At 68.7% G+C, this 20,977-nt stretch carries 22 protein-coding genes; 7 read left to right on the forward strand and 15 right to left on the reverse strand.

Translation table 11 applies throughout. The annotated features are described in order from the left end of the window. Window positions 1-72: 72 nt before the first annotated feature. Window positions 73-1,035, forward strand: coding sequence for an adenosylcobinamide-phosphate synthase CbiB (cbiB, locus tag FBZ83_RS17850; RefSeq protein ID WP_145686393.1), 963 nt, complete (start codon window positions 73-75; stop codon window positions 1,033-1,035). An 87-nt stretch (window positions 1,036-1,122) separates the two neighbouring features. Here the strand turns inward: cbiB and FBZ83_RS17855 are convergent, their stop codons facing one another. From FBZ83_RS17855 to FBZ83_RS17895, 9 genes are all read right to left on the reverse strand, one after another. Further along, window positions 1,123-2,541 (reverse strand): homospermidine synthase, encoded by a 1,419-nt coding sequence (locus FBZ83_RS17855; protein WP_145686395.1) that lies wholly within the window; start codon window positions 2,539-2,541, stop codon window positions 1,123-1,125. A gap of 140 nt (window positions 2,542-2,681) precedes the next feature. Further along, on the reverse strand, window positions 2,682-3,956 hold the full coding sequence (locus FBZ83_RS17860; RefSeq protein ID WP_145686397.1) for a type III PLP-dependent enzyme: 1,275 nt from the start codon (window positions 3,954-3,956) through the stop codon (window positions 2,682-2,684). Window positions 3,957-4,388: 432 nt separating this feature from the next. After that, on the reverse strand, window positions 4,389-5,213 hold the full coding sequence (locus FBZ83_RS17865) for a bacteriohemerythrin (protein WP_145686399.1): 825 nt from the start codon (window positions 5,211-5,213) through the stop codon (window positions 4,389-4,391). Window positions 5,214-5,342: 129 nt separating this feature from the next. After that, on the reverse strand, window positions 5,343-5,906 hold the full coding sequence (locus FBZ83_RS17870; protein ID WP_145686402.1) for a 1,2-dihydroxy-3-keto-5-methylthiopentene dioxygenase: 564 nt from the start codon (window positions 5,904-5,906) through the stop codon (window positions 5,343-5,345). A gap of 100 nt (window positions 5,907-6,006) precedes the next feature. Beyond that, window positions 6,007-7,257: an MFS transporter gene (locus FBZ83_RS17875; RefSeq protein ID WP_145686404.1), complete on the reverse strand. Its 1,251-nt coding sequence runs from the start codon at window positions 7,255-7,257 to the stop codon at window positions 6,007-6,009. Window positions 7,258-7,386: 129 nt separating this feature from the next. Further along, window positions 7,387-8,259 carry a VOC family protein gene (locus tag FBZ83_RS17880; protein WP_145686409.1) on the reverse strand — a complete coding sequence of 291 codons (873 nt, stop codon included), beginning with the start codon at window positions 8,257-8,259 and terminating at the stop codon, window positions 7,387-7,389. 82 nt (window positions 8,260-8,341) lie between these two features. Beyond that, window positions 8,342-8,854, reverse strand: a complete 513-nt coding sequence (locus tag FBZ83_RS17885; RefSeq protein WP_145686417.1) for a thioesterase family protein — start codon at window positions 8,852-8,854, stop codon at window positions 8,342-8,344. Window positions 8,855-8,900: 46 nt separating this feature from the next. Then, window positions 8,901-9,293, reverse strand: coding sequence for a MerR family transcriptional regulator (locus tag FBZ83_RS17890; protein ID WP_145687001.1), 393 nt, complete (start codon window positions 9,291-9,293; stop codon window positions 8,901-8,903). A gap of 138 nt (window positions 9,294-9,431) precedes the next feature. After that, complete coding sequence (locus FBZ83_RS17895) at window positions 9,432-11,150, reverse strand: long-chain-fatty-acid--CoA ligase (protein ID WP_145686421.1); 1,719 nt, start codon at window positions 11,148-11,150, stop codon at window positions 9,432-9,434. Window positions 11,151-11,384: 234 nt separating this feature from the next. On the opposite strand from FBZ83_RS17895, the gene FBZ83_RS17900 reads away from it, so the two are divergent. The 3 genes from FBZ83_RS17900 (at window position 11,385) to FBZ83_RS17910 (ending at window position 12,713) form a co-directional block, all read left to right on the forward strand. Next, a complete protein-coding gene (locus FBZ83_RS17900; protein ID WP_119508228.1) occupies window positions 11,385-11,693 on the forward strand; it encodes an SCP2 sterol-binding domain-containing protein in 309 nt (102 codons plus the stop codon). Window positions 11,694-11,772: 79 nt separating this feature from the next. Then, a complete protein-coding gene (locus FBZ83_RS17905) occupies window positions 11,773-12,405 on the forward strand; it encodes a DUF6134 family protein (protein WP_145686423.1) in 633 nt (210 codons plus the stop codon). Window positions 12,406-12,428: 23 nt separating this feature from the next. After that, window positions 12,429-12,713, forward strand: a complete 285-nt coding sequence (locus FBZ83_RS17910; protein WP_038527656.1) for a DUF1488 family protein — start codon at window positions 12,429-12,431, stop codon at window positions 12,711-12,713. Window positions 12,714-12,838: 125 nt separating this feature from the next. On the opposite strand, the gene FBZ83_RS17915 is transcribed toward FBZ83_RS17910, so the two are convergent. The 6 genes from FBZ83_RS17915 to FBZ83_RS17940 all read right to left on the reverse strand — a co-directional run bounded on the left by FBZ83_RS17915 (window position 12,839) and on the right by FBZ83_RS17940 (window position 19,028). Continuing rightward, a complete protein-coding gene (locus FBZ83_RS17915) occupies window positions 12,839-13,582 on the reverse strand; it encodes an ABC transporter ATP-binding protein (RefSeq protein ID WP_432612494.1) in 744 nt (247 codons plus the stop codon). An 11-nt stretch (window positions 13,583-13,593) separates the two neighbouring features. Then, window positions 13,594-14,358, reverse strand: a complete 765-nt coding sequence (locus tag FBZ83_RS17920; RefSeq protein ID WP_186452926.1) for an ABC transporter permease — start codon at window positions 14,356-14,358, stop codon at window positions 13,594-13,596. A 5-nt stretch (window positions 14,359-14,363) separates the two neighbouring features. Beyond that, window positions 14,364-15,410 carry an ABC transporter substrate-binding protein gene (locus FBZ83_RS17925; protein ID WP_145686426.1) on the reverse strand — a complete coding sequence of 349 codons (1,047 nt, stop codon included), beginning with the start codon at window positions 15,408-15,410 and terminating at the stop codon, window positions 14,364-14,366. Window positions 15,411-15,606: 196 nt separating this feature from the next. Then, window positions 15,607-17,481 carry an adenylyl-sulfate kinase gene (cysC, locus tag FBZ83_RS17930; RefSeq protein WP_145686428.1) on the reverse strand — a complete coding sequence of 625 codons (1,875 nt, stop codon included), beginning with the start codon at window positions 17,479-17,481 and terminating at the stop codon, window positions 15,607-15,609. Between the two features lie 18 nt (window positions 17,482-17,499). Continuing rightward, the gene (gene cysD, locus FBZ83_RS17935) at window positions 17,500-18,297 is read right to left on the reverse strand and encodes a sulfate adenylyltransferase subunit CysD (RefSeq protein WP_035674621.1); all 798 of its coding nucleotides are present in this window, start codon (window positions 18,295-18,297) and stop codon (window positions 17,500-17,502) included. Further along, window positions 18,294-19,028: a phosphoadenylyl-sulfate reductase gene (locus FBZ83_RS17940; protein ID WP_145686430.1), complete on the reverse strand. Its 735-nt coding sequence runs from the start codon at window positions 19,026-19,028 to the stop codon at window positions 18,294-18,296. The genes cysD and FBZ83_RS17940 overlap by 4 nt, the downstream gene beginning before the upstream one ends. A 209-nt stretch (window positions 19,029-19,237) precedes the next feature. Between FBZ83_RS17940 and FBZ83_RS17945 the strand changes: the two genes are divergently transcribed. The 3 genes from FBZ83_RS17945 to FBZ83_RS17955 are packed head-to-tail and all read left to right on the forward strand — an operon-like array spanning window position 19,238 to window position 20,967. Further along, on the forward strand, window positions 19,238-19,795 hold the full coding sequence (locus tag FBZ83_RS17945) for a precorrin-2 dehydrogenase/sirohydrochlorin ferrochelatase family protein (protein ID WP_145686432.1): 558 nt from the start codon (window positions 19,238-19,240) through the stop codon (window positions 19,793-19,795). Further along, a complete protein-coding gene (cobA, locus tag FBZ83_RS17950) occupies window positions 19,792-20,616 on the forward strand; it encodes a uroporphyrinogen-III C-methyltransferase (RefSeq protein ID WP_145686439.1) in 825 nt (274 codons plus the stop codon). Before FBZ83_RS17945 ends, cobA begins: the two co-directional genes overlap by 4 nt. Before the next feature lie 24 nt (window positions 20,617-20,640). Further along, window positions 20,641-20,967, forward strand: coding sequence for a DUF2849 domain-containing protein (locus FBZ83_RS17955; RefSeq protein WP_247888350.1), 327 nt, complete (start codon window positions 20,641-20,643; stop codon window positions 20,965-20,967). The last annotated feature ends 10 nt before the right edge of the window (window positions 20,968-20,977 follow it).

The following is a 20,977-nucleotide window of genomic DNA, read 5'->3' on the forward strand; positions in this document are numbered from 1 at the left end:
ACGATCCTCTTGGACCCCGCCGCCGATTCCGCCATCATCCCGCCCCTTCCCTTCCCCAGAGGATTCCATCCCGTGGAGCTTCATCCGTCCGTGCTCGCCGCCGCTCTCCTCATCGAGGCCGCCGCCGGCTACCCGGACGCACTCTACGCCCAAATCCGCCACCCGGTGGTGTGGATCGGGGCGCTTATCGCCCAACTCGACCGCGCGCTCAACCGCGGTCGCGATTCCTTCGCCGTCCGCAAGGCGGCAGGGGTGCTGGCCCTGGTCGTCCTGCTGCTGGTGGTGGGCGGTGCGGCATCGGCGGTGGCCGGGCTGTGCCGGTATCTGCCGCTCGGCGGCCTGCTGGAGGCGGCGCTGGCCTCCACGCTGCTGGCGCAGCGCAGCCTGCACGACCATGTCGCCGCGGTCGCCGCCGCCTTCCGCGAGGGCGGGCTGGAGGCGGCGCGCGACGCGGTGTCGCGCATCGTCGGCCGCAACCCGGCAAGCCTGGACGAGCATGGGGTGAGCCGCGCCGCCATCGAAAGCCTGTCGGAGAATTTTTCGGACGGGGTCGTCGCCCCGGCCTTCTGGCTGCTGGTCGGCGGGCTGCCGGGGATCGCGCTCTACAAGGCGATCAACACCGCGGACAGCATGATCGGTCACCGCACCCCCCGGCACGAGGCGTTCGGTTGGGCGGCGGCGCGGCTGGACGATCTGGTCAACCTGCCCGGTTCCCGCCTGTCGGCGCTGCTGATCTGGGTCGCCGCCCGCTTCACCGAGGGGGCCGACGCCGCCGAGTCCTGGCGGTCGGTGCGGCGCGATGCCCACCGCCACCGCTCGCCCAACGCCGGCTGGCCGGAAGCGGCCATGGCCGGGGCGCTCGACCTCCGGCTCGGCGGGCCGCGGGTCTATGGCGATGTGCGGATCGAGGACGCCTGGATGGGGCCGGGCCGCACCGCCGCGACCGCGCAGGACATCACCCGCGCCCTTCACCTCTACCGGCGGGCCTGCATCGCCCTGGTGGCCGGCGCGCTGCTGCTGGCGCTGACGCTCTGACCGCGCCAAAGGAAAAGGGGCTCCGAAGAGCCCCTTTCCTGTTCAGACGAACCGTCCTCAAGCAACCTGGCCTCAGGCAACCTGGCCTCAGGCGACCCGGAAGTTCTTGAACTGCCAGGGATCGTCGTGATCGATGTCCTCGGGGAACAGCCGCTCGCGGTCCTGCAGCGGAGTCCAGTCGCCGTAGGCGCCGACCAGCTCGCCGAGATAGGGCTTGGCGATTTCCAGGATGCGCTGGAAGTCGATCTCGTCCGGCTCGACGATGCCGCGGTTGGGGTTCTCCAGCGCCCAGACGATGCCGGCGAGGACCGCCACCGTGACCTGGAGCGAGGTCGCGTTGTTGTAGGGCACCAGGGCGCGCGCCTCGTCGATGCCCAGGCGGGAACCGAACCAGTAGATGCCCTTCTTGTGGCCCATCAGCAGCACACCCAACTCGTCGGTGCCGCTGACGATCTCGTGCATCATCAGGCGCTGGCTCGGCTGCATGTACCAGTTCTTGCCGGCCAGTTCGTGCACCGACTTCACCGCGTCGTCGCACGGGTGATAGGCGTAATGCACGGTTGGGCGGTAGGTGACGTGGTTGCCATCGCGCTGGGTGTAGTAGTCGGCGATGGAGATCGCCTCGCTGTGGGTGATGAGGAAGCCGTGGAACGGCCCCTCCAGCGGGGTCCAGGTGCGCACGCGCGTCGAAGCGCCCGGACGCATCAGGTAGATGGCGGCGTCGCAGCCGAACTCGTGGCGGCGGCCGTCGGCCGGGAAATGCTTCTCGTGGCTGCCCCAGCCGAGTTCGGTGGGCTGGCAACCCTCGCCGACGAAGCCGTCGATCGACCAGGTGTTGACGAACTCGCCCACCTTCTTCGGCTCGTTGGACACCTGGGTGTCGCGCTCGGCGATGTGGATCACCTTGACGCCCAGCTTGGCGGCCAGGGCCCCCCAGCCGGCGCGGTCCTTCGGGACCTCCGTCGATTCGCCTGTGTCGGCGGCGACGTTGAGCAGCGCCTGCTTCACGAAATGCGAGACGAGGCCGGGGTTGGCGCCGTGGGTCAGGACGGCGGTCGGTCCGCCCTCATAGGTGGCGCGGTGCGACAGCGCAGTCTCGCGCAGGGCGTAGTTGGAGCGCAGCGACGGCGACAGGGACGGATCGGTGTAACCGCCGGCCCACGGCTCGACGCAGGTGTCGATGTAGAGCGCGCCGACCTTGTGGCAGAACTCGAACAGGGCGACGGACGACACGTCCACCGACAGGTTGACCAGGAAATCGCCCTTGCCCAGCATGGGCTCCAGCACCTGGGCGTAGTTCTCCCTCGTCAGCGGCAGGTTGATGAATTTGACGCCAAGCTCATCCGCCTCGGCATGACCGCGCTCCTCGGCGGTGACGATGGTGATCTGGTCCTTCGTGATTCCGATGTGGCGCAAAATCAGGGGCAACACTCCCTGGCCAATCGATCCGAAGCCGACAATGACCATGCGGCCGGTGAAGGTGATGTGCTTGGTGTCCAGGGTCATCTAAGACGGTCCCCCGTGGTTGGCGTGACAGAAATACAGCCCGACACCCCCGCGCCTCTTGCAAAGGCGGAGGGTGTCGGACCAACGATGGTTTACGGTGATTTTTTAGGGATATCCACAGCTTTCCCGCGATGCGGGACTTATGCCACGCAGCTCTTCAGGACGTAGCCGGGCGTTTCCAGCAGCGGCGCGTCCGAAACATCGACCACGCGGGCCTGGTCGAACCCGTTGAAGGCGGTGCGCAGGCAGGAGCCGTAGGCCCCCAGCTGGCCCAGCTCGATCCAGTCGCCGGCGCGGATGTCCGCCGGCAGGTGGAACGGGCCGTTCATGCGGTCCGCGCTGTCGCAGGTCGGGCCGTAGAAGGCAAAGGCCTCCACCGGCTCGTCGCCCATCGGCGCGAACGGACGGATCATGCGGGCCGGGAAGCGGAAGCCGGGAACGCCGGCGTCCGACAGGGCGCCGTAGACGCCGTCGTTGATGAACAGCTCGTTGCCGCGGCGCTTCACCACCTGCACGACCAGCGACACGCCCGGCGCGACCAGCGCGCGGCCCGGCTCGCACCAGACGCGGCAGTGGGCCGGCAGGTCGAGCTTCGCCACGCCGCGGGCGATGGCCTCCATGAAGTCGCCGAGCGGCGGCGGGGTGACGCCCGGGTAGGAGACGGGGAAGCCGCCGCCGACATCCAGAACGTCGATCACCACGCCCGACTCCGCGATGATGCGGCCGGCCAGCTCCAGCGCCCGCTCGTAAGCGGACGGGTCGAGCATCTGCGAGCCGACATGGAAGGACACGCCGACCTTCGGGGCGACCATGCGCACGGCCTGGAGCAGCTCGACCGCCTCCGTCGCCGGGGCGCCGAACTTGCCGGACAGGTCGTAGACCGCGTTCCCCTTCGGCAGGGCCAGCCGCACGACGAGGCCGAGGTCCTGGGCGTCGCCCGTCTCCTCCAGAATCTTCTGAAGCTCCTCCATGCTGTCGAGCACGAAGTCGCGCACGCCGTACTGCTGGTAGGCGGTGCGGATCGCCTCGCGCCCCTTCACCGGGTGCATGTAGTGCAGCACCGCGTCCGGGAACATCTGGCGGATCAGGCGGATTTCGCCGGGCGAAGCCACGTCGAAGTGGCGCACGCCGCCGGCCCACAGGGCGCGCAGCACCGCCGGCTCCGGGTTGCACTTCACGGCGTACAGCACGTCGCCCGACACCGCGGCGTCGAAGGCGGCCACGAAGCTGGACGCGGTGTCGGCCAGGACGCCCGGACGGATGCAGTGCATCGGCTCCTCGGGCCGGGCCAGCGCCACCGCCTGATGGACGGAGGTGCGGCGGTCCGACACCGGCGAAGCGCCGAAGGACGGGGCGGAAACGGAAACGCCGCGGCGCAGCGGGGCGACGGCGGAACGGGAACGGATGAAGCCCATGGCGCACTCCTTACCCTGGGCCACCCGGCGCGGGGCGGTCCAGCGAACAGACGGGAATCCATCACGGCCATCAAAGCCGCGGATCGGAATTCGGGTTGTGGTGAAAGGCGACGGGGAAAAGCCGGGTCAAACGCTCACGAGCGGGCTAACAGCTCCGCAGGTTCAAAGCGTCGATGTCCGGCTATGGGCTACCGTCTGAGAGCCCTGCCGTGGAGAGCCAACATGCCTACCTCCCTCTCGGGACCGGCCCACTGATGACCGGTTCTGCCAAAAAGGACGCGGTACGTCGTTGCATAACCACAGAGGGCCATTGGCACGTGCGAGTGCGTCGTCCCCGATGAATTACGCTTTTTCCCCAGCGATTCAAGTGATTTTTTGATGACAGGTCGGGATTGGCCCGGGATCGGCCCGGGATCGCAACGATGGCGGCGGTCAGCGCGGCGCCGCGTCCGCCGTCTCGGCGAAAGCCGGACGGTCGGAGCCGAGCACATGGTCCATCAGCCAGAAGCGCAGGAATCCCCGCACCGCGACGCCGGTGTCGAGCCGGCCGCTCTCCACCTGCTGGCGGATGCGGGCGAACTGACCCTCCAGCAGCCGGTGATGGTTGCGGTGGGCCACGAAGCGGCCGGGCGCCACCCGGCGCAGCACACCCTCCTCCATGGCGAAATGGGCGTGCACATGGTCGTGCAGCAGCCCCAGGAGGTCCAGCGATTCGGCGGTCGGAGCGCCGTGGCGGCTCATCGCGTCCAGCTCGTTCATGAGGTCGGCGAGCTGGCGGTGCTGCGCGTCGAGCGGCCCCACCCCGACCTCGAAGGCGCTGCTCCAGGCGATCAGGGTCCGTCCCTCCGGGGCCAAGGACGCGTTGCGCACCAGCGCGGTGTAATCGCCATCGTGCCGGATCTCATGCCCGCACAGCGCGGCGTCCAGCGTGCCCGCCACCGTGCACAGGAAATCGGTGGTGACGTCGCAGTCGCGCACATAGTCGATGAGGCGGCCGAACTGCTGGTCCAGCATCGCGTGATGGCCGGCGTGCTCCTCCCACGCGGCGAATCCGGCGGCGCGGATGATGACCTCCTCATGGTCGAAATGCATGCGCATCTCGTCCGCGAAGCGGTTGAAGCGGGGAACCATGGAGTCGCGGGTGGCGCCGGCCGCGCAGGCGCTGCGGATGGTCACGACATGCTCCATCAGCGACCTGTGGGCCGCGTCGATGAAGCCGTTGCCCGTGCACGGGACGGAGTGGCCATCCGTGGTCATGGAGCCTCCGAAGCGGGGGACGAGCGGCCAACGACTGGGCGCCGATACCGAAGGCCTTGTAACAGCGTCGCTTTTCGCCCGCAACCGGCTGCGGCGAAAGGTAACGGCGGCCGGGTCATCGGGGGCGCGTCATGGAACGGCACCGGTTTCCGGCTCGTACTTCGGGAAACGGTCGGCGATCACGTCACCGGTGAAGGAGGCCACCCAGCCGTCCGGGCGCGTGAAGAAGCGGATGGCGGTGAATTCCGGGTCCGGCCCCATGTCGAACCAGTGCTTCGTCCGCGCCGGGATGCTCAGCAGGTCGCCGGCCCCGCACACGATGCGGAACACCTTCTCGTCCATGTGCAGGTAGAAGGCGCCGCCACCCCGCACGAAGAAACGGGCCTCGTCCTCGTCATGGGTGTGTTCGGCGAGGAAGGCGGCACGGCGGTCCGCCGCGTCCGGAAGTCCGCGCGGCATCCGAACCACGTCGGCGGACTGAAAGCCGCGCGCCTCCTTCAGGGCCGCCACCGGTGCGGCGTAGACCTCCAGAACCGTCCGGGTGTCGGCGGCGTCGGGAATGGGTTGGGGCGCCGGCCAGCGCTCGAACAGCACCCCGGCCAGCGCCAGATGCGCGGTGACCAGCGCCGGGTCAGCGGAGGAGAGTTCGGTAACGGTGGGATCGGTGTCGCTGTAGACGGACAAACGGGCCATGGCCGCCTCGCTGTGCAGATGCACCCAGCATGGGACGAAGCGGCGCGCGGCGCAACCGAAACGGTTGAAACCATACCTCGGTATGCGCGCATTGAATGAATCAGCGGCGGACCGCCAAGCCCAGCGAAACAACCAGTCCGACCACCAGCAGGAGCCCGACGAATCCGCCGACTCCGGCCCAGCCGAAGGCATACCAAAACACGCCGCCCAGCGTCCCGGCGATGGTCGAACCCATGTAGTAGCAGAACAGGTAGATCGCCGAGGCCTGTCCGCGGTTGACCGGCGCCCGCTGCCCGATCCAGCCGGAGGCGATGGTGTGGACCCCGAAGAAGGCGAAGGTGAACAGGGCGATTCCCGGCGTCATGGTCCACAGGCTGTCCGGAGTCATCAACGCCAGACCGGCCGCCATCATCATCGCCGCCGCCGCCAGCACCCTGCTCCGCCCCAGCCGCACCGCCAGCCCGCCGAACAGCGGCGAACTGACGACTCCGCAGAGGTAGACCGTGAAAACGGCACCGACCGCCGCCGGGCGCAGGTCGAAGGGCGGCGCCAGCAGGCGGAAGCCGATGTAGTTGAAGACGGTGACGAAGGCCCCCATGGACAGGAACCCCATGGCGAACAGGGCGAGCAGCCCGCGGTCCATCAAATGTCCACGCCACGCCTCCGCCAATTCCCGCATGCCCGCCGGCCGGCGCTGGAAATGGCGCGAGGCGGGAAGCGCGAACCACACCGCCAGTGCGGCGGCGATTCCCAGCGTGCCGATCACCCCCATCGCCATGCGCCAGGACGCGACGTCGGCGACCAGCGCCGTCAGCGCCCGCCCCGACATGCCGCCGAGCGCCGTCCCGCCGATGTACAGACCCATGGTGACCCCGGCGGAGCGCGGGTCCACCTCCTCCGACACATAGGCCATGGCGACGGCGGGAAGACCGCTGAGCGCCATCCCTTCCAGCGCCCTCACCAGCAGCAGCGAGGCCCAGTCCGGCGCCATCGCGCCGCTGATGCCCAGCGTGCCGGAGGCGAGAAGCGAGAGCGCCATGATCGCCTTGCGCCCGAAGCGGTCGGACACCGCCCCGGCGATCAGAAGCGCGAAGGCGAGGACGCCGGTGGACACCGACAAAGCGAGGCTGGACTGCGCCGGCGTGACGCCGAAGTCCCGCGTGAACTCAGGCATCAGCGGCTGCACGCAGTAGAGCGCGGCGAAGGTGGAAAAGCCGGCAACGAAGAGGATGCGGCTCGCCCGTTTGTAGGCGGGCGTCCCGGCGACGAGATAGCCCGCCGCCATTCCCGGTTCAGCCGCACCCTGCCCCGCCGGCTCGATCTGAACCCTGCCGAAATCGCCGTCCGCCACGTCGGTCCGTCCCCATGATGCGCCGCAACATGCACGCAAGAAGGGAATGTGCGCCCGCGACGGCGTCCTGTCCAACGGAGCGGACGCAGTGCAGCAATATGATTCCGTTATGACAACCGGACGGCGGGTTTACGGGATCAGCGCGCCGAGGTCGAACTCCTTGGCGAAGGCCAGCATGGCGCCGCAGGCGCTGGCGGACGAGACGCGCAGCACGCCGTTGCCGACGACGGTCGGAAACTTGCTCTTTTGCAGCGCCTGCTGGGCGCGCTCCAGATCGGCCACCGTCAGCACCATCCCGGCCAGGAAGGGGCGCTTGACCGTCAGCGCCGGGTCGCCGGTCCAGCCCCAATGCAGCGCGGCGGGATCGGCCACCACGATGGGGGCGCTGCCGGTCGGCACGACGCGCGCCGGCCCCCGCGTCTCCACCGCTGTGCCGAACAGTCGGGCGTAGGAGGCGGCGGTGGTGTCGGGATCGTCGGCGGCGACGACCAGGGCGGCGAGGCCGGTCACCGAATTGTCGTGCTGGATCAGCTCCGGCCGCCAGACCACGTCGGGGGTGTGGTGTTGGCACAGGAAGACCCGCCCGCCCCAGTCCGGCACACCGTCGATCGCGGTCGTGGTGAAGCGCGCCGGTTGCGCACCGCCCGGAAGCTCGACAGGACGGCCGAACTCCACAGGCTCGCCCGCCGGATAGCCGGCCTCGACCAGGAGGCGCTGCGCCGCCCGCGCGTCGTCGGTTTTCAGCGCCACCGCGGCGATGCCCTCGCGGGTCTTCAGCACGTCGCTGTAAAAGGCCGTGAAGGGGTGCGGCTGTTCGATGGCGAGCAGTTCCAGATAGTCGCCCGCCCCGAACATCAGGGTGTGGTTGGCCGACTTCAGTTCGCCATGCCGGCCCTTCGGCGCGATGGTGAAGCCCATGCGGCGGTAGGCGTCCTGCGCCTTCTCCAGATCGCGGACGACGATGACGAGATGGTCGATGCCGTTGATTCCGTGTGCGCCCATGCCCCTTGCCCTTCCGCTTTGCCGGCTTTTCGCTTTCCGCGTCCGGCCAGCCATAGTGCAACGGGATGGCGGGATGCAAGGGTCAGGGCGCCAGCGGCCGCTCGCGCCACGCCGCCACGGCATCCGGCATGGGCGGCGAGTCCCGGTGCTCGCCGTGGATCGCCAGGATGTCCGCCGGGGGAACCACGGCGCCGCGCGCCACGAAGGCGCCCTGCACCACGGCCAGCGCCGCCGTGCCCGTGGCGGTCTCCACCCGGTGCTCGATGAAGAAATACTTATCGTCCCAGCACAGCACGCGGGTCGCCAGCTCGAAGCGCTGGAAGGGCGCCAGCGGGCGACGGAAGCGCACGTTGGCGGCACCGATCACCGGTTGCCAGCGGTGGCGCAGGATCGACCGCCCCATGCCGGAGCGCAGCATCAGATCGACGCGCCCCAGGTCCATGACGCTGAAATAGCGGGCGTTGGTCATGTGCAGGTTGAGGTCGAGATCGGTCGGCCAGACCCGGAAGCGCAGCCGCGCCGGTTCCAGGAACCCCACCGCCCGCCTCGCAAGGGCGGCCAGGATGACGGCGATCAGGCGGAACAGCAGATTCATAACCCCACCCCCTCCGGCTTGGCCGGGCGGATGGGACCGCACCGGCTCAGGCGCTCTTGGACGCCAATCCGCGCTCGTCCAGCGCGGCCTGCACCTGGGCCTCGATCTCCCGCAGTTCGCCCACGGTCGCTTCGAGGTCCTGGCGCTGCTGCTCCAGATCCTTCAGCCGCGCGTCGATGCGCTTCTGCAGGACCTTCAGCTGCTCCACCCCGCCGTCGACGGTGTAGAGGTCCAGATACTCGCGGATCTCCGCCAGCGAGAAGCCCAGCCGCTTGCCGCGCAGGATCAGCTTCAGCCGGGCGCGGTCGCGCTTGGTGTAGACCCGGTTGTTGCCCAGGCGGTTGGGCGACAGCAGCCCCTTCACTTCGTAGAAGCGCAGGGCGCGCGGCGTGATGCCCAGTTCCTCCGCCAACTGATTGACCGTGTAGAGCTGTTCCATGGTGGGGGGCACGCCTTCCGTCACGTCGCGCCGCGGCGGCGTGTGGGAAGCGAAGGCCGCTCGCTCCACGCCGCCGGACGGCGTCTCCGTTCCTACCACACACGCCGCGATGTGACAAAGCCGCGCGCCTTTCCTCCGTCACTCCTCCGGATTCTGCAGGCTTTCGGCGATCAGTTCCTTCTTCGACAGCTTGCCGACCGCCGTCTTGGGCAACTCGGTGCGGAACTCGATCCGCTTGGGCATCTCGATCCGCGAGATCTTGTCGCGCAGGAAATCCTTCAACTCCTCCGCGGTCAGGCTGGCGCCGGGCCGGAGCTGGACGAAAGCCTTCGGGCTCTGGCCGCGGTAGTCATCGGGGATGCCGATGACGCAGACGGCGACCACGTCGGGGTGCTGGTAGATGGCCTCCTCGATCACCCGCGGATAGACGTTGTAGCCGCCGCAGAGGATCAGGTCCTTCAGCCGGTCGAGCAGGAAGACGTAGCCGTCCTCGTCCATCACCCCGACGTCGCCGGTGAACAGCCAGCCGCCGACGACGGTGCGCCGGCTTTCCTCATCCTGGTTCCAGTAACCGGCCATGACGTTGGGACCGGACAGCGCGACCTGCCCCTTCTCACCGGGCGGCAACACGCGGTCGGGATCGTCCAGCGCGCGGATCTGCACCATGATCCCCGGCAGAGGCAGGCCGATGGAGCCCTCCTTGTTGACCCCGGTCAGCGGGTTGCAGGCGCAGACCGGCGACGCCTCGCTGAGGCCGTAGCCCTCGACCAGCACGCAGCCGGTCGCCTCCTCGAACTGGCGCTTCAACTCCATCGGCAGCGGCGCCCCGCCCGAGATGCAGTAGCGGATCGACCGCATCGAATAGCGCGCCACGTCCGGATGGCCCAGCAACGCCTTGTACATGGTCGGCACGCCGGGCAGCAGCGTGGGCTTGCGCCGCGCGATGGTCTTCAGCACCTGCAGCGTGTCGAAGCGCGGCAGCATGACCAGCTCCGCCCCCGCCGCCAGCCCCATGTTCAGGATCACCGTCATGGCGAAGACGTGGAAGAAGGGCAGGACGGCGAGCATCCGCTCCTCCCCCAGCGCCATGCCGGGGAACCAAGCCTGCACCTGCCGCGCGTTGGCGACGAGGTTGGCGTGGGTCAGCATCGCCCCCTTGGGCACGCCGGTGGTCCCGCCGGTGTATTGCAGCACCGCCACGTCGCGCCGCGGGTCCAGCCGCACCGGCGGCATCGCCCCGTCGTTGGCCAGCAGCGCGTCGAAATCCACGTGCCGCCCGTCCTGGGGAATGCTGGCCAGCTCGCTGCGCTTCAGCACGCGGAACAGCACGCTCTTCACCGGAGAGAGGATGGAGGCCATCCGGCAGACCACCACCGTCTTCAGCCGCGTGCGGTCCAGCATCGCCTCGATGCGCGGGTGGATCTGCTTCAGATCGAGCGTGACCATGATCTCGGTCCCGGAATCCTTGATCTGATGCTCCAGCTCCCGCTCGACGTAGAGCGGGTTGTAGTTCACCACCGTGCCGCCGGCCTTCAGGATCGCGAAATAGGCGATCACGTAGGTCGGCGTGTTCGGCAGGCACAGCCCCACCCGAACACCCGGCTTCACCCCCAGCGCCGCGAAGCCCTTGGCCGCCCGGTTCACCAGCCCCAGCACCTCCGCGTAGCGGTAGCGGCGGCCGAGGAAGTCCAGGCACGGACGGTCGGCGTAACGGCGGGCGGCCTCCTCGAACAGCTCGGCCAGCGGCGTCACGGCGATCGGCTGGTCCCAGGCGATGCCCTCGGGGTAACGGGCCAGCCAGGGATGGGCCGGCGTGTCGTCGCCGATGCTGCCCCGGCGCGCAAGATTCTCGGTCATCTCCGATCCTCCCGGCTGCGCGGCGGTCAGGACAAGCGACGGCGGTAGGCGGTGCGGGGGGTTCGGAGTCCGGGCGCGGCGGCGGTCTGCATGGTTTCACTCCCCTCGATTGATTTGATGGTTTCCGGATCGTTGAGGCGCCGGAAACCTTTTGGTTATGACGTTGACGTAAACGTAAACTCCGCCTACTGTCAAGATCCGACGAACACGAATCCAGGGGAGAGAGACGGATCCATGGTTGAGGACATCCTGCGCGAACTCCAGTCCCGCTCCACCAGCTTCCGCAGCCTGAAGGCCGACGTCCGCTTCGCGCTGGAGGACGGCGAGGCGGTGCGGGTCAACGCCCGCGAGACGCCCGTCGCCATCGCGCGGGAGGGGGCCGGGGACGACGATCCCGACTGCACCATCCGCATCTCCGCCGAAAATCTGAAGAAGCTGATGGACGGGAGGCTGAACCCGATGCTGGCATTCACCATGGGCAAGCTGAAGGTGGACGGCTCGATGGGCGTCGCCATGAAGCTGGCGCAGCTTCTCGACGACTGAGCGAAGGCAACGGACGGCGGCACCATAAGCCGCCGCCGCACAACGACCACAAAGGGCGAACACAGGGAGGGAACGATTCATGACGCACGCCCTGCGCGCGGCGCTGGCGACCGCCGGCCTGCTGCTGTCCACGGCCGCAGCCCACGCCGCCGAGCCGCGCACGCTGACCTACCGGATTTTGATGGGCGACGATCCGGTAGGGTCGGAAACCGTCCGGCTGGAGCCGCAGGGTGACGTGACCAAGGTCGCGGTCACCGCCTCGACGCGCGTGAAGGTGCTGTTCATCAACTTCCGCTACGACCACAAGCGGGAGGAGGTCTGGAAAGGCCGGACGCTCGAATCGATGAGCGCCCAGACCGACGATGACGGCACGCCTCACGCCATCCGCATGATGCGGACCGGCGGCGGCTATTCCGTCACGGTGGACGGCAAGGTTGACCAAGCCGGCGCCGACGCCCTGCCCCTCACGCTGTGGACACCGGAGGTGCTGAAGCGCCCCACCCTGTTCTCGGTCATCGACGGCAAGCCCTACCGCGTGCGCACCGACCTCGTCGGCACCGAGACGCTGACGGTCGGCGGGCGGGCGGTGCCGGCGCAGCATCACCGTATTTCCGGCGACGTGGAGCGCGATTTGTGGTTCGACGCGCAGGGCACGCTGCTGAAGACCCGCTTCAAGCGCAGCGGCTACGATGTTACCTACATTCTGGACTGAGACGTGTTCTGCGTGAGGGTGTGATGCCGCTGTTCGTGTTCCCCGACGACCCGTCCTGGAACGAGGAAGCCGACGCCGTGGAGTTTGCGGTGGAGGTCGGGGAGTATCACGGGCGGGTGTTCGTCCCGCGCCGCGCCCTGCAAACCCTCGCCGGCCATCTGCCGAAGCCAGACGAGGCGCTTCAGTATGTCTGCCTGAACCGCCCGGTCTTCGACAAGGCAGTGGAGGCCCGCATCATGGACCGCAAGCTCGACCCGGATGCGAACGTGCATCTGACGGCGCGGGATGTGAGAAGGGTGGCACCGTAGACCGTAAGTGGTCGCGTCGAGCCCCCACCCAAACCCTCCCCCGCTTCGCAGGGGAGGGCTTTTTCTCCTCCCCCTGCGGAGCGGGGGGAGGCCGGGAGGGGGGCTCGACACGACCACCCCTACCCTCAAATGCTGTAATTGTCCGCGATCCCCGACCGCAGCTGCTCAACCTGCTCGCGGAAGCCGCCGCTCTCGCGGCCCGGCTCGTTGCGGACGTCCTGGACGATGCGCGCCGGGCTGCCGCCCAGCACGATGATGCGGTCGGCGAGATGAACCGCCTCTTCCAGGTCGTGGGTGACGAACAGCACGGTCTTGCCCGTCTCGCGGTGGATGCGCAGCAACTCGTCCTGCAGGCCGTGCCGCGTGATGGCGTCGAGCGCGCCGAACGGCTCGTCCATCAGCAGGATGTCGGGATCGACGGCCAGGGCGCGGGCGATGCCGACGCGCTGGCGCTGGCCGCCCGACAGCTCGTAGGGCCAGCGCCGCCCGTAATCGTCCAGACGGACGAGGCGCAGCGCCGCGGCCACCCGCTCCTCCCGCTCGGTGGTGGAGATCGGCAGACCCTCCAGCCCGAAGCGGACGTTCTTGGCGACCCGCCGCCAAGGCAGCAGACGGGCGTCCTGGAAGACGAGGCTGACCGGGCGGTGGCCGGGCTTCTTCGTCTCGTGGATGGTGACGGCACCGGCGCGCGCCGTGTGCAGCCCGGCGACGACGCGCAGCAGCGTGGATTTGCCGACGCCGGACGGCCCGACGATGGCGACGAAGCTGCCGCGCTCGATGGACAGATCGACGTCCACCAGGACCGGCGGGGCCTCGGCGCCGTAGCCGATGGCGACGCCCTTCAAATCGATCACAGCGGAGCCGTTCACTTTTGCGCCGTTCACTTTTGCCACGCGAGCACCCGCTGCTGAACCTGCATGAACAGGAAGTCGCACACCCCGTAGAGCGCCGCGATGGTGACCATGTAGAGCACGACGATGTGCGTGGCGAGCAGGCCGGAGGCGTCGGACATGCGCGCGCCCAGGCCGGAGATGCCGAACAGCTCCGCCGCCACCACGGTCATCCAGCCCTGCCCCAGCCCGGCGCGCACGCCGGACAGGATGCCCGGCAGCGCGCCGGGCAGGACGATCTTGAACAGGCGCGGGATCAGCCCGCCCTGCCCGAAGGCGTGCCCGAGTTCAATCAGGTCCTTGTCCACCCCGCGCACCGCGCTGTAGGTGGCGTAGTAGTTGATCCAGAAGACCGTCAGCGCGATCAGGAAGGTCGCCGCCGACTTGCTGACGCCGAACCAGATGATCGCGAAAGGAATCCAGGCGATGGACGGGATGGGACGCAGCATGCGCACCACCCAGGCCTGGAAGGCGTCCCAGACGCCCCAGGTCGCCGCCGCCGTGCCGAAGGTGATGCCCAGGACGGTGCCGAGCGCCAGCCCCGACAGATAGTGCGACAGGCTGGCGAAGACCATCGCCTGCCAGGTGCCGGACCGGAACTCCGCCAGGAAGGCGCCAGGCACCGCGCTGGGCGACGGCAGCAGCCCGGCGGGCACGACGCCGCTGCGCGCCAGCGCTTCCCAGGCGAGCAGGAAAGCGCCGACACCGAGCGCCGACAGGGCGATGGAGCTGTGAAGCTTCAGCGGTTGACGCATCGCGCTTACTTGCCGGCGGCCGCGTCGTAGAAGCGGAAGTCGAAGGCCTCCGCCACCGGGATGGTGCCCTCGGCCGAGCCGATCTCCTTGGCGTAGGCCATCATCTGCTCGACCGCCGGGACGACGCCGTGCGGGTCGGCGACGAACTTGGAGCCCGGCGAGCGGAAGGCGGCCTCCAGCGTGGCCGGCTCCATCAGGCCCTTGCCCAGATACTCGTTGGCGACCTTGGCGGAGCGGGCCGGGTCCTTGGCGATCAGGTCGACGGCGCGGATGTGCGCCTTGAGCAGGCGGGTCAGCGCCTCGCCATGTTCCTTGGCGACCGGGCCGCGGACCGCGATGACGGTGCCGGGCTGGTTGGGGAACATCTCCGCGCCGGTGGCGAGCAGGCCGACGTTCGGGTCGACCTTCTGGGTCACGGTCACCGTCGGCTCACGGATCGTCGCGGCGTCGAGCGCGCCGGCGAGCAGGGCTTGCTGGGTCTTCTCGATGCCCATGGAGATGATCTCCACGTTCGCCGGATCGGCCTTCACCACCTTGAACAGCCAGTGGCGCAGCACCGTGTCCGGGACCGAGCCCGGCGGCTGCGTGCCGATCTTGACCTTGCGGCCACTGTCGGCGACGAACTTCGCGATCGAGTCAGCGGTGGCCTTGCCGCCCAGCGCCTTGGCGAACTCGCCGCGGCTGGCGACGACCATCTCCTCGACCGCCGAGTTGGCGATCACCGACACGTCCGCGCCCTTCGAGCGGGCGACCAGGACCGGGGCGACGCCGGCGTAGAGCAGGTCGATCTTGCCGGCGGCCATCGCCTGGATCGCATGCGGGCCGGATTCGAACTTGGTCAGCTTCAGGTCGATGCCCGCCTCGCGCGCCCAGCCCTCCCCTTCCAGGATGAACAGCGGCGCGGCGGCAAGGATGGGGATGTAGCCGACCTCCAGCTTCACCGGATCGGCGGCGCGGGCCGCGCCGGGCGTCAGGGCGGTCAGGGACGCGGCGGTCAGGGATGCGACGGCGGCCACAGCCAGCATCGCGGAGCGTCGGGTCAGGGCGGTCATGGTTCCATCCTCGCAGGAAATTGCCCGCCTATTTAGCACATCTCCTATCGGAAGGAAGAGCGAATTGCACATTATTGAATGATGAAATGCCCGATTTCACATAATGCGTCTCGCAATGTGAAATCCAATCCACCATAGGAAAAGCCCCTTCGCGGCGACGCGAAGGGGCTTTTTCCCGAACGGACGAGGGAAGCCGTTACACCCGGTCGCGCTTCAGGGCGTTCCGGCCGAACGCGCCGTCCACATAGTCGAGCAGTTCACCGAGCGCCTCCACCGGGGTGACCGCACCGGTGTCGATGGTCAGCTCCGCCGCCTCCGGAGCTTCGTAGGGGGCGGACACGCCGGTGAACTCCGGGATCTCCCCGGCGCGCGCCCGGCGGTACAGGCCCTTGGGATCGCGCGATTCGCAGGTGGCGAGATCGGCGGCCACATAGACCTCGTGGAAGCGCTCGCCGCCGATGGCCCGCGCCCGCGCCCGGTCGGCCTGGAGCGGCGAGATCAGCGAGGCGATGACCAGAACGCCGGCGTCCGCGAACAGCTTGGCCGTCTCGGCGACGCGCCGGATGTTCTCCGCCCGGTCCTCCGCCGAGAAGCCGAGCCCGGCGTTCAGCCCATTGCGCACATTGTCGCCGTCCAGCACGAAGACCTGCCAGCCGCGGTCGAACAGGGCACGCTCCAGCGCCATGGCCAGCGTGGACTTGCCGGCCCCGGACAGGCCGGTCAGCCAGAGGACGCCGCCCTTGTGGCCGTTGGCGGCGTTGCGCTCGTCCGCCGTGACGGCGTGCGACACCTCGGTCGTGTTGGCCGAGGCCGCGGGGCCCTCATCCACCTCGACGACGATGCAGCCGCCGACCACGTCGTGACCATCGATCAGCACGCCGCGCCCGGTCCGCGACAGCGCCGACGCGAGGTCGACGGCGATCGGCGAGCGGGAGCGCAGGACGACCTCGGCCACCTCGTTGCGGTGGACCGCCTTGGCCGGGGTGCTCGACAGGTCCTCGATGTCGATGACGGCGGTGATGCTCTCCACCGTCACGCGGTGCTCGCCCGTCGTGATCTTCAGCGTGTAGGTCTTGCCGACCGCCAGCGGCTCCGAGGTCAGCCAGAAGGCGCGGACGCCCAGCCGGTGGGTGACGTGCGGCGCCCCTTCCTCATGGTGCGCAACGTGGCCGCGCTCGGCGAAGATGCGCTTGTCCAGCGTGATGCCGATGCTCTGCCCGGCCTGGGCGGCGACGATGGGCTGGCTGTGGTTCCACCCCTCGATGCTGACCACCGTGGCGGTGGCGCCGGTCGGCGAGAAGCGCAGCGTGTCGCCGACGCGCAAGCGCCCGCTCTCGATGCGGCCCGCCAGGATGCGGCGGTCGTCGGGCTTGTAGACGTCCTGCAGCGGGAAGCGCAGCGGCAGTTCGGTCGGCGCCTGCTGCGGACGGAAGGCGTCCAGCGCCTCCACCACGGTCGGCCCCTCGTACCAGGGCGCCTTGTCGGAGCGGCTGACGATGTTGTCACCGTGGCGCGCCGCGATCGGAATCACCGTGGAGGTGTGCAGGCCGAGTTCCGCCAGATAGGCGCGGATCTCCTGCGAGACCGCCTCGAACCGGTACTGGTCGAAGTCGACGCGGTCCATCTTGTTGACGGCGACGGCCACTTGGCGCACGCCCAGCAGATGCAGCAGGAAGGCGTGGCGGCGCGACTGCTCCAGCGCGCCCTCGGCAGCGTCGATCACCAGCAGGGCGGCGTCGGCCTGCGAGGCGCCGGTCACCATGTTCTTCAGGAACTCGGTGTGGCCCGGCGCGTCGATGATGACGTAGGGGCGTTGCTCCGTCTTGAAGTGGATCTGCGTGGTGTCGATGGTGATTCCCTGGTCGCGTTCGGCCTGGAGCGCGTCCATCACGAAGGCCCATTCGAAGGGCATGCCGCGCTTGCGGCTCATCTCGTGGACCTGCTCCACCTTGCCGTCGGGCAGGCTGCCGGTGTCGTTCAGCAGGCGCCCGATCAGCGTCGACTTGCCGTGGTCGACATGGCCGACGATGACGATGCGGAGCTGGCCGTTCAATTCGTTCCGGATGTCCATGGTCCCAATCCCCGCTTCTTACATGTAGCCCGAGCTGCGCAGGCGCTCGAAGCTGTCCTCGGCCTCGTTGTCCATGGCGCGGCCGGCGCGCTCCGGAATGCGGGTCACGACCAGTTCGGCGATGATCTCGTCGATGGTGCCGGCGGTGCTGTCCACCGGGAAGGTGATGTTCTTCTCGCCCAGCGAGCGGTAGCGCTTGCCGTCCTTGGCGAAGTACAGCGGGACGATGGGAATCCCCTCGCGCTTGGAGTAGCGCCAGATGTCCAGCTCGGTCCAATGCAGCAAGGGGTGAATGCGGACGTGGGTGCCTTCGTCGAACCGGGTCTTGTAATGGTCCCAGAACTCCGCCGGTTGGTCCTTCACGTCCCAGTCGCCTTCCAGCGAGCGGGGCGAGAAGACGCGCTCCTTGGCGCGGGTCGCCTGCTCGTCGCGGCGGATGCCGACCATGATCCCCTGGTACTTGCCGGTGCGCAGGAGGTTCTTCAGCCCCTCCGTCTTGCGGGCGGCGGCGCGGGTCAGCGGCGGCAGGGTCTGGTCCATGTCCGCTTCCGGCGGGCACGCCTCCACCCGCAGGTCGAGGTCCCACTCCCCGGCGATGCGGTCGCGGAAGTCGTAGACCTCCTGCAGCTCCATCGCGGTGTCGAGCTGAACGACCGGGAACGGCACGCGCCCAAAGAACGCCTTGCGGCAGAGCCAGAGCAGGACGTTGCTGTCCTTTCCGATCGACCACAGCAGAGCCAGCTTGTCGATGCGGTTGTAGGCCTCGCGGAGGATGTAGATGCTCTGGCTCTCAAGGTAATCGAGATCGGCGGTCATTGTGCGGTTCCGGTCTTCTTGAAGGTGTGAATGCCGCATTCGGTCTTGGCGGTTCCGGCCCAGCGGCCCGACCGCGGGTCCGCACCGGGAGCGACGCGCTCGGTGCAGGTGAAGCAGCCGATGGACAGGAAGCCGTCGGCTTCAAGCGGGTGGCGCGGCAGGTTGCGCCGGGTGAATTCCTGCTCGATCCGCTCGCGGTCCCAGTGGGCCAGCGGGTTGATCTTGATGCGGCCCGTGCCCTCTTCCTCCTCGAACAGGGGAAGGGCGGAGCGCGTGGTGGCCTGGAAGCGCTTGCGCCCGGTCACCCAGGCGTCGAAGCCTTCCAGCGCGCGGTCGAGCGGCACGGTCTTGCGCAGATGGCAACAGGCGTCGGGCGAGCGGGTGAACAGCAGGCCGTCGGGGTCCGCCGCCGCCAGATCCGCGTCGGTCGGGCCGATGGTGCGCACCCCGGTCAGGCCCAGGGCGGCGATCAGCTTGTCGCGGTAGCGCAGGGTCTCACCGAACAACTTTCCCGTGTCGACGAAGACCACCGGGAAGGACGGATCGGCCTCCGCCGCCAAGGCGAGCAGCACCGCCGATTCCGTTCCGAAGGATGAAACGACAGCAACGCGACCGTTGAATTCATCGCGCAGAAGCGCGTTCAGAAGCACCGCCCCGTCCAACCGCCCATAGCGTTCGGTCAGGTCGGCCACGCGGTCGAATTTCACAGCACGAGCGAGTCCATCGAGCATGGCCTGTTTGCCTATCCACGAAGTGGAGTATTTGTTCTGAATTGCACATTAACACCAGTTTCACGTCGTTGCAATGCATATACATTGTCTACATGTATTATAGGTTTAAGCGAGTTTGTGAAATCTGTTGATTACACCCCGCCATCGCGCTTAAATGCGCCCATGATGTCTTTTCACGATGGCTTCGGTGTGCATTCCAGGGGGCGGCGATGATCCCGATCGCCCTTGACCCGGCGCATGCGCGGATTGCCCTGGTTGGCCAGGGACCGCTGGCGAAGCGCCGCCTTACGCAGCTGCGGGAAGGCGGCGCGGCACCGGCGGTCTATTCACCGGAACCGGATGCGGAATTGCTCGCCCTCGCGGGAGCGGCCCTGCGCCGCGCCCTGCCCTCGCCCGCCGACTTGGAGGGCGTGCAGGTGCTGTTCGTCGTCGGCATCGACGACCCAACCGCGGAGTCGCTGGCCCGTCAGGCACGCGACCGCAGCATCCTGGTCAATGTCGAGGATGTGATTCCGCTCTGTGATTTCCACGCGCCGTCTGTGATACGTCGCGGCGACCTTCTCATGACCGTCTCCACCGGGGGCAAAAGCCCGGCGCTGGCCCAGGTGCTCCGCGAACGGCTGGAGACGCTGTTCCCCGCCGTCTGGGCGGACCGGCTGGCGGAACTCGCCGCGCTCCGCGACCGCCTGCGCGCCACGGGCGCCAAGGGACCCGAGGTGCTGCGCGCCTGCCGGGATCTGATCGCCGCCAAAGGATGGCTGCCATGATCGCATCGTCTCTTCTGTCCCGTCTGCCCGCCTTTGAGCCGGGCAGCGTCTGGCTGGCCGGAGCCGGCCCCGGCGATCCGGGCCTGCTGACCCTGCTGGCCGCCAAGGCGCTGGGCGAGGCCGACGCCATCGTCCACGACGCGCTGGTCGGCGGCGGCATTTTGGAGGCCGCCAACCCCGACGCGCTGCTGGTGGACATGGGCAAGCGCGCCGGCCACCCCTCCCCCAAGCAGGAGGCGATCAACGCGCGGCTGGTGGATCTGGCGCGGGAAGGCCGGCGGGTGCTGCGGCTGAAGGGCGGCGACCCCTTCGTCTTCGGACGCGGCGGCGAGGAATGCCTGGCGCTGGCCGAGGCCGAGATTCCCTTCCGCGTGGTGCCCGGCGTCACCGCGGGGATTGGCGGGCTGGCCTACGCCGGCATCCCGGTGACCCACCGCGGCTTCGGCACCACCGCGACCTTCGTCACCGGTCACGACAAGGCCGGCGGCCTGCCCGCCGATCTGGACTGGGGCGTGTTGGCGCGGATGCCCGGCGCGCTGGTGTTCTACATGGCGCTGGGCACCATCGGGAACATCGCCGAGCGGCTCGAAGCCGCCGGCAAGCCGCCGATGACCCCGGTCGCCATCGTGTCGAGCGCCAGCACCGAGGCGCAGGACGTCATCGAGACCAATCTTGCCCATTGCGCGCGGGACGTCGTGCGGCTACAGGCCAAGCGCCCCGCGATCGTCGTGGTCGGCGAGGTCGTGCGGCTGCGCGCCCTGATCGGCGCGTGGCAGCAGACCACCGGCCAGAACCCGTTTCCCATCGCCGTGTCGGCGTGAGCGTTCGTTTTAGGAGTTGAAGGCATGGCGTTGAGCGACAAGTCCAGGAACGAGGCGGTGCTGAAGGCCATCACCGCCAACCGCCTGCGCGACGGCGAGGTGATCTTCCTCGCCCCCGGGTCCGGCTGGGTGGAGCGTCTGGACGACGCCGCCCTGTTCGAGGACTCCGCCGCCGAAACCGCCCTGGCCGCCGCCAAGGCGCAGGCGGAGGGTGAGCAGTTCGCCGTGGACGTCTACACCTTCGACCTGCGCGTCGTGGACGGGCAGCGGGTGCCGGTCAAGACGCGCGAGCGCATCCGGGCGCTCGGCCCCACCGTCCGCATCGATCTCGGCAAGCAGGCTGCGGCCTGAACCGGGCGGC

The organism is Azospirillum brasilense (genome assembly GCF_007827815.1).
Taxonomy (GTDB): domain Bacteria; phylum Pseudomonadota; class Alphaproteobacteria; order Azospirillales; family Azospirillaceae; genus Azospirillum; species Azospirillum brasilense_C.